Genomic DNA, 16,651 nt, shown 5'->3' with positions numbered 1-16,651 from the left:
ATGCCGGCAGGCACGGTCGTACCGCGTTGGCGCGGTGCATTGCTGCCACTGGTGCTATTGGCTGCGCTGGCGGTATTTCCCCTGGTCGCGCCCGCCCTGGGCCTGGATTTCTATGTAGGCTTTGTGCGCCGGGTGCTGGTGGTAGCGCTGGCTGCCGCCAGCCTGAACTTCATCATGGGCTTTGGCGGCATGGTGGCGCTGGGGCACGCGGGTTTTGTGGGCGTGGGCGCCTACGCCGTGGTGGTGCTCAGCGATGCCGGCGCCACATCGGCCTGGGTCGTGTGGGGTGCCGCCGCGGTGGCTGCCGCGGTGGTGGCCGCTTTGGTGGGGGCCATCTCGCTGCGCACCCAGGGCGTGTACTTCATCATGATCACGCTGGCGTTTGCGCAGATGCTGTACTTCGTGTTCGTCTCGCTGCGCAGCTATGGCGGCGATGACGGCTACACCCTGCCCATGCGGCCCGCGCTGGGGCTGGGCCTGGATGCGATGCACGAGCCCACGCTGTACTGGGTGGTGCTGGCCCTGGTGGCAATGGTGCTGTGGTGGCTGGACCGGGCCACGGCCTCGCGCTTTGGCGCGGCGTTGGCAGGCATCCGCGACAACGAGACGCGCATGCGCGCCCTGGGCTACCCGGTGTACCTGCTGCAGTTGGCGGCCTTCACCTTGGCCGGCGCCGTTGCCGGCCTGGCCGGTGCGCTGCTGGCCACGGGCAACAGCTTCGTGAGCCCGTCGATGATGCACTGGACGCAATCGGCCACGCTGATCGTGATGGTCGTCATCGGCGGCCTGGGCCGGCGCTGGGGCGGCCCGCTGGGCGCGGCCGTGTGGCTGGCGCTGGAAGAGGCGCTCAAGCTGCACACCGACTACTGGCACATGCCGCTGGGCGTGCTGCTGATCGCCACCGCGCTGTATGCGCCCAAGGGCCTGGCCGCTCTGGCGGACCTGCGCGCAAGGAGCAAGCCATGAGCCTCTTCCAAGTGCAAGGCCTGGTCAAGCGCTTCGGCGGCCTGCTGGCCACGGACCATGTGAGCCTGTCGGTGGCGCATGGCGAGGTGCATGCCCTGATCGGCCCCAACGGCGCGGGCAAGACCACGCTGGTCAACCAGATCTCGGGCCTGCTGGCGCCGGACGAGGGGCGTGTGCTGCTCGATGGCGCCGACATCACGGCGCTGCCCATGCACCGCCGTGTGGCGCAGGGGCTGTCGCGCTGCTTCCAGGTCACGCGCATCTTCCCCAAACAGAGCGTGCGCGACAACCTGCTGCTGGCCGTGCAGGCGCACAGCGGATCGAGTTTCCGCTTCCTGAAGCCGCGCTCGCACGAGTGCGGCCTGTACGAGGCCGCCAACCGCCTGGCCGAGCGCGTGGGGCTGCAGGGCCAGCTCGGCGAGATCGCCGGCGCCCTGCCGCACGGCGCGCAGCGCACGCTGGATGTGGCGCTGGCGCTGGCCTCCGGGCCCAAGCTGCTGCTGCTGGACGAGCCCATGGCCGGCATGGGGCCCGATGAGTCGCAGCACATGGTGCAGCTCATCGAGACTCTGCGCCAGGACATGGCCGTGCTGCTGATCGAGCACGACATGGAGGCCGTGTTCCGCCTGGCCGACCGCATCTCGGTGCTGGTCTATGGCCGTGTGCTCACGGCGGGCACGCCCGACGAGATCCGCAACAACCCCGAGGTGCAGGCGGTGTACCTGGGCAACGAAACCCTGGAGACCACCCCATGAGCGCGCCCGAGCCATTGCTGAGCTGCCAGGGCCTTGAGGCCGGCTACGGCGTGAGCCAGGTGCTGTTCGGCATCGACCTGCAGATCGGGGCCGGTGAGGTGGTGTCCCTGCTGGGCCGCAACGGCATGGGCAAGAGCACCACCATCAAGACGCTGGTGGGGGCGCTGCGCCCCACGGCGGGAGGCATCCGCTTTGCGGGCCAGGCCACCGACCGCCTCAAGAGCGACGCCATCGCCCGCCTGGGCCTGGCCATCGTGCCCGAGGGGCGCCACGTGTTCCCCAACCTCACGGTGCGCGAGCATCTGCAGGCCTTTGCCGACCACCGCAACGGCCTGCGCGATGCCTGGGACATCGAGCGCATCTACGGCGTGTTCCCGCGCCTCAGGGAGCGGCAGAACAACCTGGGCAACCAGCTCTCGGGTGGCGAGCAGCAGATGCTGGCGATCGGCCGGGCGCTGTCGACCAACCCGCGCCTGCTCATCCTGGACGAGGCCACCGAAGGCCTGGCCCCTGTGATCCGCGAGGAGATCTGGCGCTGCCTGGCCACGCTCAAGGCCGCCGGCCAGACCATCCTGGTGGTGGACAAGTACGTGCACCGCCTGGTGGGCCTGGCCGACCGCCACGTGATCCTGGAGCGCGGGCGCGTGGTCTGGCAGGGCGACTCTGCCGCGCTCAATGCCGACCGCAGCCTGTGGTCGCGCTACCTCACCGTCTAAGCCTCCAAAGGGTTTCCATGCAGATGACCGAAGAGGCCGGCGTAGCCGTGGCCGAAGCGCCCGCGTGCGCCATCACCCTGTTGCCCTCCGGCAAGTCCTTCACCAGCCACGCGGGCGAAAGCGTGCTCGATGCCGCCCTGCGCCAGGGCATCCTGCTGCCCCACCAGTGCAAGACCGGCACCTGCGGCGCCTGCCGTGCCCGGGTGGTCGATGGTGAGGCAGCCTGCCTGCCAGGTGCGCAGCCTGCGGCGCTTTCAGCAGAGGAGGCGGGGCAGGGCATGCACCTTTTGTGCTGCACGCAGGCCACCAGCGACCTGCGCATCGAATGCGCAGAGATCCCGCACATCCCCGGCATCGCCGTGCGCAAGCTGCCGGTGCGCGTGACGGCCCTGGAGCGTCTTGCGCCCGATGTCATGCGCGTGTTGCTGCAGCCCCCGCCGGGCCAGCGCCTGCACTATGCAGCCGGCCAGTACGTGGACGTGCTGCTGCCCGGCAACCGCCGGCGCAGCTATTCGCTGGCCACGCCGGCCCGCGAGGGGCAGGAGCAGTTGGAGTTGCACATCCGCCACCTGCCGGGCGGGCTGTTCACCGGCCAGGTATTCGGCAGGCTCAAGGCGCGCGACGTTTTGCGCATCGAGGGGCCGTTCGGTACCTTCGGCATGCACGATGGGGCGTCCACCGCGCCGGCCATCCTGCTGGCCAGCGGCACCGGCTTTGCGCCCATCAAGGCCCTGGTCGAGCAACTGCTGGCCACCGGCAGCCAGCGCCCTGTGCACCTGTACTGGGGCGGCCGCAAGCGCGAGGACCTGTACCAGCATGCCCTGTGCCTGGAATGGGCGCAGGCGCTGGCGGGCCGCCTGGCCTACGTGCCCGTGCTGTCCGACGCGCCCGCATCCGACGGCTGGGCCGGCCGCACCGGCTGGGTGCACGAAGCCGTGCTGCAGGACCATGCGGACCTGTCGCAGCACGAGGTGTATGCCTGCGGCGCTCCGGCCATGGTGGAGGCCGCGCGGCGCGATTTTGCGGCCCGCGCGGGCATGCGGGCCGCGGCGTTCTTTGCCGACGCGTTTGTGGCGCAGCCCGGCTGACCCGGCCTTCGCCCGGTCAGGTTTGTGTGGTCACGAATGTGACGGAGCCCACCGGGGCCACCTGCTGCGGACCGATGCCGTCGCCGGTGGCGGCTTGGGCATAGCGTGAGTCCAGCACGCCCAGCGTCAGTGCCTTTTCGAACTTGTCCTGGGGAATAAGGTAGTTGGCCGTTACGGTGATTTGGCTGCCCGCAGCAGGCACTTTGCCGGAGGTGTTCCAGTACTGGATGGCGATGGAGGCGTTGAAGCCTGGGTCCACGTCCACCTGGATGCCTGCCACAAAGCCGTTGCCATTGGTTTTTGTGGGAAGCAGGGCGATGGATTTCATCTCCGGCGTATAGCAGTCGGTGATCAGGCCGATGGTGTCGCCCGCCGGAATGCCCTGGACGGACACACTGATCTGCAAAGTGGCCGACTCTCCTACGCTCATCGGGATGTCGAAGCCCAGCCGGTAGAGCATGGGGCCCGCGACGGGATCGAACGCCACCATGTTGCGAAAGCCGAACCCGAGCTGCTGCGTCAGCAATTGCGACATCTCCAGCCAGCTGCTGATGGTCGGTATGGCGCTGGCCGTGTTCTGCGCGACGAAGGCGTAGAAAGAGTTGGCGTTGGGCAGGCGCTGGGAGGCGGTGTTGAGGCCGAAGGGCTGGGCGCCCACGCCGATGTGCCCCACATCGGCCTGCATGCTGACCTCCTCCCGGCCGTTCAGGGTGCTCAACGGGTTGTTCTTCCAGCTCGATGGAAAGAGGATGAGCTGGGAGGGCGTCCAGTACAGCTGCACGCTGCCATCGAATGCCTCCAGCGCCCCGTTGAGGCCGCGCAGGTAGTAGTAGTTCTGCCCCGGTGTGGGCTCGGTCGGGTAGGCCTGCTGCCAGCTGTCGATGGTGCTGAAGGTCACGCCCGGGTTGGACACGGGCACGCTGCTCTGGATGATGTCAGGGCACTGGTTGAAGGGGCTGACGGCCGGGACCGTTCCGAGGGAGGCGAGGTTGTCCCGGAAATAGAACCCATTGAAGGTCGACGCGGTGCTGGCCTGTGCAGGCGCAGCCTGGTTGGCGAATCCTGTGGTCATGAAATTTCTCCTGCTGGACGATGAAAGGAATGCGGCGGACCGGGGTCGGCTTATCGCCGGATGGTTTCCCAGTTGTAGGTGCCCTGGATGATCCAGGCCTGCGGTCCGATGTCGAACGCCTCTGGGCAGTAGCGGCGCAGGCGCAGCATGAACTCGGTGTCGATCAGGTTTCTGGCGATGGCCTCCCGCAGCTGCGGGGGGGTGGAGGCCACGTAGTTGACCGACATCGGCACGCGTGCACCTGCGGGTGGGGGGCTGCCGTTGGGGCTGTACATGTTCACGGTCATCAGCGCCTGGTAACCCGGTTCGAGGACGGCGCTGCTCACCCCCAGCAGCACGCCATCCTGCGTCACCTTGGTACGGCCCAGCTTGATGGGGTTGCCCGACGAGTCGGAGCGGCTGGCATAGAACTCCGCGTCCCAGCCGACATAGCCGGTGGGTGCGATGAAGATGGAGTAGGCGTTGGTGGTGGGGTAGTCCGCCGGAATGGTCAGAGGCTCGGTGTACTGCCATGTCGGCGTGGCTGCGATCATGGAGGTATTGCGCCAACCCCAGCCCAGGTTGTTCATGATCAGCGAGCCCATGTCCAATGCGGTGTCCACGCTCGGGAAAGGATTGCTGTTGTTGGCGTCATTGAACTGCGCGAACAGGCAGTAGTGGTCACTCCCCGGCGGCGGAGGCGTCACGTTGGTCCAGACGAAGGTCGCGTCGCAGACGCCGATGGTGTTGGGCGCCAGATTGATGATGTTGCCCTGCGCCTGCCCCATGTCCGTCTTGATGACGTTGTTCTTCCATTGGGAGGGTGCGTTGATGATGCCCGAGGGCGCGTAGTACAGCTGGACGGTGTTGGTCTTGTTGACCGTGGCGCCGTTTTTGCCACGCACGTAGATCAGGTTGGTCTGGCCCGAGTAGATGTTGTTGCTGGACGAGGTGGCGTAGCTGCTGTCCGTGGCCAGGGCCTGCTGGTAGTTGGCGATGGGGGTGGTGCCTGCGAGCCAGATGTCGGGCGATGCCGAGTACGGGCCCGTGGCCGGAACGCTGCCCGCATTGCTGGAGTTGGGGCGCAGGTAGACGCCATTGAACTGGCTGGCAGCCTGTGCCATGCGCGAGGCCGGCAGGCCCACGGGGCCGCGGCTGACAAGGGTGTTGCTTCTGGGAACGCGGATCAACATGATGGACTCCTTGATGGGGAGGGTTGGGAAACCGGTGGCCGACGGGTTGGGGGGATCAGCCTTGCAGGGCCGCAACGGCTCCCGCGATGGGGCGTGGGGATGCGTTGGAAGACGCCAGCAGGTCGGCAAACGAGATCACGCCGGCGGCGGTGATGCACAGTGCGTCTTCCGCGGCAACCACCACCAGGGATGCGCCGTATGTGGCCGTCTCGACCGCGGGCAGCTTGAGCAGCTTGCACACCTCGGGGATGCACTGGACGATGTTGGCGGCCCGCGAGAGACCGCTCAGTTCGCTGAAGGTGACTCCGGTGACGATGGCGTGCCCGACGCCGTACACCGTGGCTACCACGAGGCCGGGCAGGGTGTCGTCGTTCTCGGGGAATGCGCCCTCGTACACGGCATAGCCGCAGTCGAGCACCACGCCCAGGCAGGTGTAGATCCAGACCCACTTGCCGGCACCGTCCGCCGTGGAACAGTTGGGCGCGCCCGCGCTGTAGATCCACGGGCAGTAGGCTGCCTGCGCGTAGATCTCCGCGCCCAGGGCGAACTTGGTCAGCACCTTCACCACCGGGTCGACCGCTCCAGCGCCGGTGGTGGGCTTGACGTCCATGGCGGCCGACAGGAAGCCGTAGGCGAAGCCCGATACCGTTGCGGACACGCCAAGCAGCACCTGCGCGGCATTGAGCGCCTCGGCCGACAGAGGGACGGCGGGCGCCGGTGCCTCGATGGCGGCTTTCTTCTTGCCGGCCTGCGTGCCCTGGGCCAGGCCCGAGTTGGTCAGCATGGTCTGTGCGCTGAACGAGGCCTTGAACTGGTCTACGCTCGCCTGGTCCGGGAATGGGGCTGCCCCGTACATGGCCTTGTAGATGATCGTCGATGGAATGGCGAGGATCAGCGACGACAGGTCGGCCAGCGAGAGTGCCGAGCCATTGGTCAGCCAGGCGTAGAACTGGGTGACGAAGGGAATGTTCCACTCTGCCGTGAACTCCTGCTGCAAGGTGGTCAGGAAGCTTTGGACGAGCTGCAGCAGTCCGTCGACGATGGCCTGCACGCCGGCGAGCATGGCATTGGCCAGGCCCTGCGCTACGCGCAGCAGCGCCGACAGCAGCTGCGAGAAGATCTGGTCGGGGTTGCCGCCCAGGTTCTGCATGTAGCCCAGGGCTGCCGTGAAGGCCGGGTCATCCTGGACGGTGGTCGTCCACGTTGCTATCTGCTGGGTGAGGATGTCCCAGGGGCTGGCATTGGGCGGCAGCACGGTGCTGATCTGGCGCGAAGCCGAGGAATTTTCCAAGGTGGCGTTGAGCACCAGGTTGTTGGCGTTGCCCGACGAATAGACCGGCTCGTTGGGGGTCTGGGTGTTGGTGTAGCCGCCCAGCGATGCCGTGCCCCCCACGCTGGCCACCAACTGGTCGAATATCGCGGCCAGTTCGTTGCGCGCCGTGGCGATGCCCTGGTCGAACAGGCGCTGGATGCCGGCCACGGCCCCCGGCAGAAAGCCCAGGAACTGCGCCATCGTGTAGGACAGCGCATCGTGCGTGCGCAGGATGTCCTGCCAGGAGAAGATGAACCCGAGCCACTCGAAGATCTGGGTGAAGACCACCTTCACCTGTGCAAAGAACACCTCGACCAGATCGAATGCCTGTTCGATGAACTCCACCACGGTCTCGAACAGGTAGGTCACCCCGTTCACCACGAACGAGATCGCCGCATTCACGGCGTTGCCGACGGTCGTGATGACGGTATCGACCACGGAAATGATGCCGTCGACCACGCCGCTCACGAAGTCGCCGATGCTGCCTATCCAGTCGAACAAGCCGCCCACGGACTGGCCGGCCGCCACATGGGAAGCCCGTTTCTCCAGCAGCAGCTGGTGGGCCTCCACGGCACTCAGTTCGCGGTACTGCGGCTGGCCGCTGCGAAAGTCCAGCTGCCAGTGGGTCGCCTGCGTGGGCGCCTTGATGCGGTTGAGCCCATGGGTGGCATCGCTGGCCACGCAGCTCACGCCGCGCTTGGGCCTGGTCCCCAGCATGGCGTGCCGGGTGTCGCGGGCCACCGCCGGGTTGCTGGCCAGGGCCATGCACTGGTTGAAGGCGGTGGCCAGGCTGTCGGTCTGTGCGACGGTGCGGTATGGGTCCTGCAGCAGGTAGCTGCCGTCGGCCGTCTTGGCGTTCATGAGATCGTCTCCGGTGACGGTCTCCAGCCGCGCCTGGACGCCGGCATACTGCTCCAGGGCGATGCCCTGGCCCGAAGGCATCTGGTTGACGATGTTGATCTGCAGCGCCGGGATGCCCAGGATGCCGGTGCCCTGGGTGATGCTCAGGGTTCCGGAACTGGAGCAGGTGAGGTTGGCGGGGGTGCTGGCATCGATGGTGTACGAAGCCCCATTGACCGTGATCTGCGTCTGTGTCGCCGCCCATACCTGGATGGGGGCATTGGGCAGTGGCGCGCCTGCGGCGTCGTACACCATGAGATCGGTCGAATAGGAGATGAACTCCTCCACCTGCCCCGAGGTCGGAACCTCCAGGTTGCTGATCTGCCAGTTGCCGCTTTGCTGCTGGTTGATCAAGTGGCGCAGGGTGGCCTGTGCCGTTCCCACGGTGAAGACTTCGAGGTTGCCCTGGTTCTGCTGGGCCACACCCATCAGGGCCACGCCCGAGTCGATCACCATGGCGTCCGTCCAGCCCTTGCCGGTAACCTGGCTGGGCTGGAAGTGGAAGAGGCGCCCGCCAGTGTCCAGCGTGAACAGCTGGATCTCCTGGGCGCTCGACAGCGCGCTCTGCACGTCGCGGTAGCCCATGCCCTGGGTGATCTGGGCCCAGCTGAAGACGGTGGTGCCCACCATCTGGTACAGGTTGCCGTCAGCGAGGATGGCGAAATACCGGTTGTTGCCGCTGCTGTCCAGGCTGCTTGTCACCGCCAGGGATTTGAACGTGGCCGCAAACGGGTAGCGCCTTATGGTCTGTGTGGATACGTTGAATCCGAGGTACACCGTGTCCAGCACGGTGAATTCTGCGGTCGATGCCGCCGAGCCGGACCACACGCAGTTCAGCGTGGACAGGTTGACCGAGGTGGACCTGAAAACGCCAGGCTGGTCGTCCCACAGGGCATAGGCCAGCGCATACGAATTGCCCGGGCTGGCGCTCTGGAACCGGGTGAGTGCACCCACGTACAGGCGTCCGCCGATCTGTTGTGCGTACAGGCCGGAGATGGCAAGGGCGGTCGATGGCAGGGACAGCTGTGCCGTCATCACGCTGCCCCAGCGGTTGGCGCCGGCCTGGCCGGTCTCGACCACATAGTTCAGCACCAGGTTGTTGGCTGCGAACAGCACGATCCTGCCGGCGGCATTGAGCCCTGCCACCACCCACTTGGCTGCCAGGCCGGTGCTGACGCTGCTGTAGCCCGTGTCGCTGTTGGTGTCGGGGTAGAAGTTCCAGACGGTACCGTCGGTCCCTACGGTGAAGGTCTCGACCTGGCCACGGCCATTGCGCAGTGCAACGATGTCGCCGCCGCCGTGCGCGGCCGCGGCGATGCGGTACTGCTGCATGAACTTGGTCTCGGTGTTCAGATGCGGCCCCCCCTGTCCGCCGGACAGGGCGGCGAAGGCGGGGAGGCTGGCTGCGATGGCCGCGGGAAGCGGCTTGGGGGTTTCGGACATGGTGCGTGCTCCTGGTGGTGTGGTGGTGGGCAGGCCGGCCTGTCTCTGGATGCGATGGTTGCGGCCTGCAGTGCGGGGGGCGCGATTCGCGCTCGGTGATGCGCGGGCGGGGCTGTCGGGTGCGGCTTGCCGTGTCCGGGCCCAGTTCTCAGGACAGCGCGGGTGCGGGCTGCCTGGCGAGCGGGCGTTCGACGTTGACGGCCTGCAGCGTGGTGTCATCCACCTCGACAATGCATGCGACGGCCATCGCGATGCCGATGCGAACCGGTGGCCCGAAGCGGTGGATGTGCAACCCTTGCCGTTTGAGCAGGCGCTCGATGGGCAGGGTGGTCACGGTCACATAGCGGCTGATGCCGTGCGCCATCGCAAACCGTGCAGCCTCGGCCATCAGCGAGACGGACAGCGGCCCGAAGCCTTCTGCGCTGGTGGCGATCCGCTCCGTGGCGAGGGCGAACCGGCTCAGTTCCCAGGTGTCCAGCGCCTGGGGAGCCGCCTGGCCATGCAGGAGCTCGGGAAAGGTGTCCCTGAGCATGTAGGAGCCCACGGTGGGCAGTAAGCGCCAACAGGCGTCCACCCGGTGCTCCGGTGTTTTGCCGAGGATGTAGACGGCCGACGTTCCGTCGAAGCCATCGCGTTCCATGCCGTCATGCGTGGCGACATCCCAGCCCAGGCGCGTATGGAAGGTGTCGTAGCGCAGTCGGAACATGCCTTCTGCATCTGCGGACGACATGCTTTGCAGCCGGTGGGTCTGAACTGAGTGCACGATTTCCCCTCGTCGTTGGCGTGGGGGAATTTCACCAACACTGAGGGCTGGGCGGTACTATCAAAAGTTGGAGGGGCGGTGGCTTGCGCGGGGGCAGGGCCCCTCGCCGGGCTCAGGGTACCGGCTGCCACGGAAGCCGGCAGATGGCGCCCACCAGGTGCCTTTGCGAGGCGGGCATGGGCAGGTCGTAGCCCTGCCGATCCCTGATCTGGATATTGGTGCGGATCCCCGCATGGACATCAATGCGGGCGCCCTGGTTGTCGACCTGGAACCAGTCCCATCCGAGCGAGAACACCTGGCCGTCCTTGAAGGCGCACCATTCGGCTGCGCCGCAGCGCATGCCGTCCATGCGCGGGTCCTCGGCCAGATAAGCCAGCACCCAGTCGAGCGCTGCGAGTTCGTTCGCGCACAGCCGCAGGTAGCCGTCCGGGGAGTGTGCCTGGGGGCCCGCCGGCAACGGAAAAGGCACCCGCCGATGGTGCCAAAAATTTCTTGAACCCGACGAATGGTTGGTCATAGCATCCTCTCTCGCTTGGAGCTTCTATGTCATCAACGCCATCCCTGGAAGACGTCGCGGCCATCATGGCTGCGGACTCGGAGCAATCGCTTCTGGACCGGGTCCGCAAGTCAGCCACAGCCCTGGGTTTTGACCACTTCATGCTGGGCATCGAGGTCTCGCGCCCCCTGCTCAAGCCCATGCAGCACGTGAGCAGCGGCTATCCCCTGGCATGGCGCCGCATCTACGCGGAAAAGGAGTATGCGTGGAAGGATCCGACGGTGAGCCACTGCAAGACCCAGGCAACGCCCCTGCTCTGGTCCGAAGCGATGTACCCGGCGCAGAGCCGGGATCTGTGGGAGGATGCCAGGGCCCATGGCATAGGTTTTGGCATGAGCATACCGGTGCACGACTTTGCCGGAAGCAAGAGCATGTTCAGCCTCGCGCGCGACCAGCCCATCGAGCAGGACACGCGGGTGCTCGAGCATGTCAGGGCCTGCGCGCAGGTGCTCGCCAGTTGCGCCCATTTCGTCATGAACCGGCTCATTGTTCCGGGGCTGCTGAGCAAGGTCGATCCGAAGCTCACGGCCCGCGAGCGGGAGTGCCTGGCCTGGACGGCCAAGGGCAAGACGGCGGCCGAGGTGGGGATGATCCTGCAGATCTCCGAGGCAACAGCAGTGTTTCATCTGAACAATATGGTGCGCAAGTTCAACGTGGCCAACAAGACCCAGGCCATTGCGGTGGGGGTCGCGATGGGGCTGGTGAACTGAACTCCCCCCGGGCAGCCCGGGAGGTGAAGTGCCGGTTCGCCAGACCATTGTGGGCAGGTTCCCGCGGGTGATGCACTCCCAAGAGTGATAGGACGCCCCATGGCCTCGTCCTGCTAGGAGGCGTCTTTTGCCGCGCAGATTCCCACGGGGCGCTGCGGGGCAGCCGTCAGGTGGGGCTTCAGTGGCGGGGTTGGCGGTTGCCCATTCGCGTCTCGGATGGCGTTTCCCCAAAGCGCTTGCGGTAGCCCTCGGCGAAGTGGCCCAGGTGCAAGAAGCCGTAGCGGGCCGCGATGTCCGACACCTGGGGCGCGCGCTCCGCCGTTGTGGGCTGCAGCAGCGCCACGCGCACGGCGTCGAGCCGCATTTCGCGCAGAAAGGCCATGGGGCTCTTGCCTGTGCACTGTGCAAAGCTCTGCTGCAGTGCGCGGGCACTGACGCCCACGTGCGTGCACACCTCGGCCAGGGTGATGGGCAGCTCCAGCCGGCTGTGCATGAACTCCTGTGCGCGCTTGACTGCGCGTGGCAGCACCACCGGGGCGGAGCCAGGCGCGGCCGTGCCCGCAGCCAGGGCGGTCGAGTAGTTGTGCCGGGTGGACAGCAGCAGGCTGGTGAGCAGATGGCTCTCGGCCTGCTCGGCCAGTACCGGGTGGCCCAGCAGGAAGGCATGGGTCTCGACCGCCGAGCGCAGGTAGGCAATGAAGCTGGCCATGCCCATGAGTGCCGGTTGGGCCAGGTCCACGCCGAGGTTGAACACCAGCGGCTGCTGCACGGGCGCCTGCAGCAGGGCCGACAGGCGCTGGTGCAGGGCGTCGCGCTCGATCTTGACGATGAACTGCGGGCTGTCGTCGTGCCAGCGCATGGACAGCGGCTCGGTGGGCGAGGGCAGGGAGGCCATGAGCGCATGCGACTCCAGCACCTGGCCGCCGCAGCGCACCGTGGAGCCACCGCGCAACGGTATCTGCAGCAGGTAGAAACGGCCCAGGTACCCGGGCTCGATGCGCACCGCCGGGCCGTATTGCACGTAGTTCAGGCTGGCGTCGCGGTGCAGGGGCACGCTGTGGTGGCAGGCATCGAGCTGTGCACCCGGGCGCAGCGTGGCCAGCTCGTGCGGGCAGAACACCCGGCCCACGAACTCGCGCGCCTCGTCCAGGTCATGGCTGTCGAACAGGCGGTAGTGCGCCAGCGGTAGCGGGTGCGCGTCACTGCTGCTGATGCTCTGCTGGGCGGTGGGCATGCGGTTCGGCCGGTGGAATGTGGGTTCTTCTGGGGCAAGCACGAAACACGCCACGGCGGGGCGCGAAAACATGCGTTTGCGGGATACGCCCTGCGCTTTCGGGATGCGGATGCACGGGCGGCTTTCCTATTCTTGTGCCAGCCCCGCGCGGAGCGCAAGAGCGTTAGCACCGGGGTGTTCAGGCGCGGATGTGACGGCGTGTTACCGCTGCTGCACCGCAGCATGTTCAAGGCACTACAGGAGTCAGCAGCATGGTCCAGGGATTCGAGGGGATGCGCGGCAAGAGCGCGATCGTGACCGGGGGCGCCACCCTCATCGGTGCCGGGGTGGTGCGTGCACTGCACCAGGCTGGGGTGAAGGTGATGGTGGCCGACATCAATGCAGAAGCCGGCCAGGCGCTGGCGGATGCGCTGGGCGAGGGCGCGCGGTTCCGGCGCACCGACATCACCGACGATGCCGATGTCGAGGCCTGCGTGGCTGAAGCGGCCGAGCGCCATGGGGGCGTGCACTACCTGGTGAACCTGGCGTGTTCGTACCTCGACGACGGCATCGCCTCGCCGCGCGCAGACTGGCTGGCCTCGCTCAACGTCAACCTGGTCAGCGCGGTGATGGTGCTCAAGGCCGTGCGCCCCCACTTCCAGCGCGCAGGCGGCGGGGCGGTGGTCAACTTCACCAGCATCTCCTCGGGCGTGGCGCAGACCGGGCGCTGGCTCTACCCCGTGGGCAAGGCCGCCATGGTGCAGCTCACGCGCAGCATGGCCATGGACCTGGCAGGCGAGGGGGTGCGCGTGAACAGTGTCTCCCCCGGCTGGACCTGGTCGGCCATCATGGACCAGCTCACCGGCGGCGACCGCGCCAAGACCGACCGCGTGGCCGCGCCCTTCCACCTGCTGCGCCGCGTGGGCGACCCGGCCGAGGTGGCGAATGTGGTGCTCTTCCTGTGCTCGGACCTGGCCAGCTTCGTGACCGGTGCTGACTATGCGTGCGACGGCGGCTACTCGGCCATGGGCCCTGAGTCCTATACGCCCGCCATCCCCCAACTCATGTCGTGAAGGAGCCATGGCCATGACCATCCGTTCCGTAGGCATCATCGGTGCCGGCTTTGCCGGCCTTTCCACGGCCAAGGTGCTGCGCGCCTTCGGCTTTGAGGTGACGGTGTTCGAGAAGGAGCTCGACGTGGGCGGCGTCTGGGCCGCCTCGCGCCGCTACCCGGGGCTGACCACGCAGAACCCGCGCACCACCTATGCGCTGTCGGACTTTCCGATGCCGGCGCACTACCCCGAGTGGCCTTCGGGCCAGCAGGTGCAGGCCTACCTGCATGCGTATGCCGAGCACTTCGGGCTGATTCCCCACCTGCGCATGTCCACCACGGTGGAAAGCGCGGTGCTGGACGAAGAGGCCGGGGTGTGGACCGTGAAGGCCCGTCGGGCGGTGGCCGGGTTGCCCGCCGAGGTGCACCGTTTCGACCACCTGGTGGTGTGCAACGGCATCTTCAGCGAGCCGGCCGTGCCGCAGTACCCGGGGGCGGATGCCTTCGAGGCAGCGGGCGGGCGCGTGTGCCACACCAGCCAGTTCAACGATGCGGGCGAGGCGCGCGGCAAGCATGTGCTGGTGGTGGGCTACGGCAAGTCCTCGTGCGATGTGGCCAATGCCATTGCGGCCGACAGCGCCAGCACCACGGTGCTGGCGCGCCAACTGATCTGGAAGATCCCCAAGAAGTTCATGAACGTGCTGAACTTCAAGTACCTGCTGCTCACGCGCATGGGCGAGGCGCTGTTCAAGTACATCGAGCCCAAGGGCTTCGAGAAATTCCTGCACGGCGCGGGCCTGCCGGTGCGCAACTCCATGCTGGGCAGCGTGGAGTCGGTGGTCACGCGGCAGTTGAAGCTGCGCGAGATCGGCCTGCATCCGGGCACGCCGCTCGAAACCATTGCCCGCAGCACCGTGAGTCTGGTGACCGACGGCTTCTATGAAAAGGTGGCGGCCGGCCAACTGGGCGTACGCAAGGGCGTGAGCATCCGTGCGCTGCAACCCGGCCAGGCCGTGCTCAGCAATGGCGAAACGGTGCCGGCCGACCTGGTGGTCTGCGGCACGGGCTGGCAGCAGCAGGTGCCGTTCTTCGACGCCAGCGTGCTGCAGCGCGTGACCGATGCGCGCGGCAATTTCCGGCTGTACCGCTCCATCCTCCCCGTGGGCATGCCGCGCCTGGCCTTCAATGGCTACAACTCGTCCTTTTTCAGCCAGCTCAACTGCGAGATCGGCGCGCTGTGGCTGGCGAACCACCTGCGCGGTGGGCTGCAGCTGCCGCCCGTGGGCGAGATGAACGCACAGATCGACCGGCGCCTGGCCTGGATGGAGGAGCGCACCGATGGCAAGCACTCCAAGGGCACCAACATCATCCCGTTCTCGGTGCACAACATCGACGAGCTTTTGCAGGACATGGGACTGCCGCTAGGGGCGCTCACGCGCTTCAAGCAATGGCTGGGACCGGTGGACCCTGCCGACTACGCCGTGGTCACCCGCCAGCTGCTGGCGCGCCACGCCCACACGCCGGCAGATGCCAGCCTGGCCGCCCAGGCTGCCTGACCCGCGCCTCGCGAAATTTTCCAACGACAAAGGACTCCCCACCATGCCAGGACAATGGACCACGCTCGATGCCGCCGATGGCAGCGGCCGCTTTCGCGCCTACCTCGCCACCCCCGCCAGCGGCAGCGGCCCGGGGCTGGTGCTCGCGCAGGAGATCTTCGGCGTCAACCAGACCATGCGCGATGTGGCCGACTACTACGCCGAGGAAGGCTATGTGGTGCTGGTGCCCGACCTGTTCTGGCGCCAGCAGCCTGAGGTGGAGCTCGATGCCGCGAGCGACATGCCGCGCGCCTTCGGGCTCTACCAGGGCTTCGACGAGGCCAAGGGCGTGGACGACCTGCAGACGGCCATCACCGCGCTGCGGGCCCGGCCCGAGGTGCGGGGGCAGGGCGGCGGCAAGGTGGGCGTGCTGGGCTTTTGCCTGGGTGGCAAGCTGGCCTACCTGGCGGCCTGCCGCACCGATGCCGACGTGGCCGTGGGCTACTACGGCGTGGGCATCGAGGCAGCTCTCGCCGAAGCCAGTGACATCCAGTGCCGCCTGGTGCTGCACATTGCCGAGCTCGACGGCTTTTGCCCGCCGCCCGCGCGCGCGGCCATCGTGCAGGCCCTGTCGGGCCGCGAGAACGTGGAGCTGTACGTCTACCCCGGCACCGACCATGCCTTCGCGCGCGTGGGCGGCGACCATTTCCACAAGCCCTCGGCCCTGATGGCGCACCAGCGCAGCGTGGCCGCCCTGCGGCGCGAGATGGGCCCGCACTACGACCTCTCGGCCCTGTGGGACAAGCACTGCGAATACGAGTTCGCCACGCGCGATGTGGATGCCACCATGGCCACCATGGTGGCCGAGCCCTATGTGAACCACATCCCCACCATGACGGGCGGGGTGGGCTACAAGCACCTGCACGACTTCTACACGCGCCATTTCGTCAACAGCAACCCGCCCGACACCAGCCTCACGCCGATCTCGCGCACGGTGGGGGCGACTCAGGTGGTCGACGAGATGCTGTTTTGCTTCACCCACACCACCGAGATCCCCTGGATGCTGCCCGGCGTGGCGCCCACGGGCCGGCGCGTGGAGATACCGCTGTTGGCGGTGGTGAAGTTCCGCGGCGACAAGCTCTACCACGAGCACATTTACTGGGACCAGGCCAGTGTGCTGGTGCAGGTGGGCTTGCTCGACCCCAAGGGCCTGCCGGTGGCCGGGGTGGAGACGGGGCGCAAGCTGCTCGATGAAACCCTGCCGTCCAACGGCCTGATGGCGCGCTGAAGCCGCCAGCTCTCCTAGGTGATAACCCGACAGGCCGTGCCACTGATGTGCCGCATCAGAAACAATGATTGGCGGCGACGGGCGGGGCGGCCTACATTGGACGCACTAGAA

14 protein-coding genes are annotated in these 16,651 nt (G+C 67.1%); 8 read left to right on the top strand and 6 right to left on the bottom strand.

Annotation, left to right across the window (positions count from 1 at the left end; genetic code table 11):
* Genes HNP48_RS21795 through HNP48_RS21780 form a run of 4 tightly spaced genes read left to right on the top strand, consistent with a single transcriptional unit; the run spans window position 1 to window position 3,525 of the window.
* Window positions 1-966: a branched-chain amino acid ABC transporter permease gene (locus HNP48_RS21795; protein WP_184861240.1), complete on the top strand. Its 966-nt coding sequence runs from the start codon at window positions 1-3 to the stop codon at window positions 964-966.
* Window positions 963-1,721 carry an ABC transporter ATP-binding protein gene (locus tag HNP48_RS21790; protein ID WP_184860977.1) on the top strand — a complete coding sequence of 253 codons (759 nt, stop codon included), beginning with the start codon at window positions 963-965 and terminating at the stop codon, window positions 1,719-1,721. Before HNP48_RS21795 ends, HNP48_RS21790 begins: the two co-directional genes overlap by 4 nt.
* The gene (locus tag HNP48_RS21785) at window positions 1,718-2,437 is read left to right on the top strand and encodes an ABC transporter ATP-binding protein (RefSeq protein ID WP_184860975.1); all 720 of its coding nucleotides are present in this window, start codon (window positions 1,718-1,720) and stop codon (window positions 2,435-2,437) included. The genes HNP48_RS21790 and HNP48_RS21785 overlap by 4 nt, the downstream gene beginning before the upstream one ends.
* A gap of 17 nt (window positions 2,438-2,454) precedes the next feature.
* On the top strand, window positions 2,455-3,525 hold the full coding sequence (locus tag HNP48_RS21780) for a CDP-6-deoxy-delta-3,4-glucoseen reductase (RefSeq protein ID WP_260420326.1): 1,071 nt from the start codon (window positions 2,455-2,457) through the stop codon (window positions 3,523-3,525).
* Window positions 3,526-3,541: 16 nt separating this feature from the next.
* On the opposite strand, the gene HNP48_RS21775 is transcribed toward HNP48_RS21780, so the two are convergent.
* The 5 genes from HNP48_RS21775 to HNP48_RS21755 all read right to left on the bottom strand — a co-directional run bounded on the left by HNP48_RS21775 (window position 3,542) and on the right by HNP48_RS21755 (window position 10,704).
* Complete coding sequence (locus HNP48_RS21775) at window positions 3,542-4,597, bottom strand: hypothetical protein (protein WP_184860973.1); 1,056 nt, start codon at window positions 4,595-4,597, stop codon at window positions 3,542-3,544.
* 50 nt (window positions 4,598-4,647) lie between these two features.
* The gene (locus HNP48_RS21770) at window positions 4,648-5,769 is read right to left on the bottom strand and encodes a hypothetical protein (protein ID WP_184860971.1); all 1,122 of its coding nucleotides are present in this window, start codon (window positions 5,767-5,769) and stop codon (window positions 4,648-4,650) included.
* 55 nt (window positions 5,770-5,824) lie between these two features.
* A complete protein-coding gene (locus tag HNP48_RS21765) occupies window positions 5,825-9,424 on the bottom strand; it encodes a hypothetical protein (RefSeq protein ID WP_184860969.1) in 3,600 nt (1,199 codons plus the stop codon).
* Between the two features lie 148 nt (window positions 9,425-9,572).
* The gene (locus tag HNP48_RS21760) at window positions 9,573-10,154 is read right to left on the bottom strand and encodes an acyl-homoserine-lactone synthase (protein WP_184860967.1); all 582 of its coding nucleotides are present in this window, start codon (window positions 10,152-10,154) and stop codon (window positions 9,573-9,575) included.
* Between the two features lie 145 nt (window positions 10,155-10,299).
* Complete coding sequence (locus tag HNP48_RS21755; RefSeq protein WP_184860965.1) at window positions 10,300-10,704, bottom strand: DUF4902 domain-containing protein; 405 nt, start codon at window positions 10,702-10,704, stop codon at window positions 10,300-10,302.
* A 26-nt stretch (window positions 10,705-10,730) separates the two neighbouring features.
* Between HNP48_RS21755 and HNP48_RS21750 the strand changes: the two genes are divergently transcribed.
* Entirely contained in the window at window positions 10,731-11,453 is a 723-nt protein-coding gene (locus tag HNP48_RS21750; RefSeq protein ID WP_184860963.1) for a LuxR family transcriptional regulator, read from the top strand.
* A gap of 178 nt (window positions 11,454-11,631) precedes the next feature.
* Here the strand turns inward: HNP48_RS21750 and HNP48_RS21745 are convergent, their stop codons facing one another.
* Window positions 11,632-12,687, bottom strand: a complete 1,056-nt coding sequence (locus HNP48_RS21745; protein ID WP_184860961.1) for an AraC family transcriptional regulator — start codon at window positions 12,685-12,687, stop codon at window positions 11,632-11,634.
* 251 nt (window positions 12,688-12,938) lie between these two features.
* On the opposite strand from HNP48_RS21745, the gene HNP48_RS21740 reads away from it, so the two are divergent.
* From HNP48_RS21740 to HNP48_RS21730, 3 genes are read left to right on the top strand one after another with little or no spacing between them, the layout of a single operon-like run.
* Window positions 12,939-13,739 carry an SDR family oxidoreductase gene (locus HNP48_RS21740; RefSeq protein WP_184860959.1) on the top strand — a complete coding sequence of 267 codons (801 nt, stop codon included), beginning with the start codon at window positions 12,939-12,941 and terminating at the stop codon, window positions 13,737-13,739.
* Between the two features lie 13 nt (window positions 13,740-13,752).
* Complete coding sequence (locus tag HNP48_RS21735) at window positions 13,753-15,273, top strand: NAD(P)/FAD-dependent oxidoreductase (RefSeq protein ID WP_184860957.1); 1,521 nt, start codon at window positions 13,753-13,755, stop codon at window positions 15,271-15,273.
* Between the two features lie 43 nt (window positions 15,274-15,316).
* Window positions 15,317-16,540 (top strand): dienelactone hydrolase family protein, encoded by a 1,224-nt coding sequence (locus HNP48_RS21730; protein WP_184860955.1) that lies wholly within the window; start codon window positions 15,317-15,319, stop codon window positions 16,538-16,540.
* The last annotated feature ends 111 nt before the right edge of the window (window positions 16,541-16,651 follow it).

This window comes from Acidovorax soli (assembly GCF_014207955.1).
Lineage (GTDB): Bacteria > Pseudomonadota > Gammaproteobacteria > Burkholderiales > Burkholderiaceae_C > Acidovorax > Acidovorax soli_A.
Note: the sequence above shows the minus strand (reverse complement) of the source record. Positions and strands in the feature narration are given on the sequence as shown.

Excerpts from the sequence above, each read along its gene's own strand:
- HNP48_RS21790 (WP_184860977.1), top strand. The coding sequence starts at position 963 with ATGAGCCTCTTCCAAGTGCAAGGCCTGGTCAAGCGCTTCGGCGGCCTG.
- HNP48_RS21780 (WP_260420326.1), top strand. The coding sequence starts at position 2,455 with ATGCAGATGACCGAAGAGGCCGGCGTAGCCGTGGCCGAAGCGCCCGCG.
- HNP48_RS21750 (WP_184860963.1), top strand. The coding sequence starts at position 10,731 with ATGTCATCAACGCCATCCCTGGAAGACGTCGCGGCCATCATGGCTGCG.
- HNP48_RS21765 (WP_184860969.1), bottom strand. The coding sequence starts at position 9,424 with ATGTCCGAAACCCCCAAGCCGCTTCCCGCGGCCATCGCAGCCAGCCTC.
- HNP48_RS21775 (WP_184860973.1), bottom strand. The coding sequence starts at position 4,597 with ATGACCACAGGATTCGCCAACCAGGCTGCGCCTGCACAGGCCAGCACC.
- HNP48_RS21795 (WP_184861240.1), top strand. The coding sequence starts at position 1 with ATGCCGGCAGGCACGGTCGTACCGCGTTGGCGCGGTGCATTGCTGCCA.
- HNP48_RS21735 (WP_184860957.1), top strand. The coding sequence starts at position 13,753 with ATGACCATCCGTTCCGTAGGCATCATCGGTGCCGGCTTTGCCGGCCTT.
- HNP48_RS21785 (WP_184860975.1), top strand. The coding sequence starts at position 1,718 with ATGAGCGCGCCCGAGCCATTGCTGAGCTGCCAGGGCCTTGAGGCCGGC.
- HNP48_RS21745 (WP_184860961.1), bottom strand. The coding sequence starts at position 12,687 with ATGCCCACCGCCCAGCAGAGCATCAGCAGCAGTGACGCGCACCCGCTA.
- HNP48_RS21740 (WP_184860959.1), top strand. The coding sequence starts at position 12,939 with ATGGTCCAGGGATTCGAGGGGATGCGCGGCAAGAGCGCGATCGTGACC.
- HNP48_RS21730 (WP_184860955.1), top strand. The coding sequence starts at position 15,317 with ATGCCAGGACAATGGACCACGCTCGATGCCGCCGATGGCAGCGGCCGC.
- HNP48_RS21755 (WP_184860965.1), bottom strand. The coding sequence starts at position 10,704 with ATGACCAACCATTCGTCGGGTTCAAGAAATTTTTGGCACCATCGGCGG.
- HNP48_RS21760 (WP_184860967.1), bottom strand. The coding sequence starts at position 10,154 with ATGTCGTCCGCAGATGCAGAAGGCATGTTCCGACTGCGCTACGACACC.
- HNP48_RS21770 (WP_184860971.1), bottom strand. The coding sequence starts at position 5,769 with ATGTTGATCCGCGTTCCCAGAAGCAACACCCTTGTCAGCCGCGGCCCC.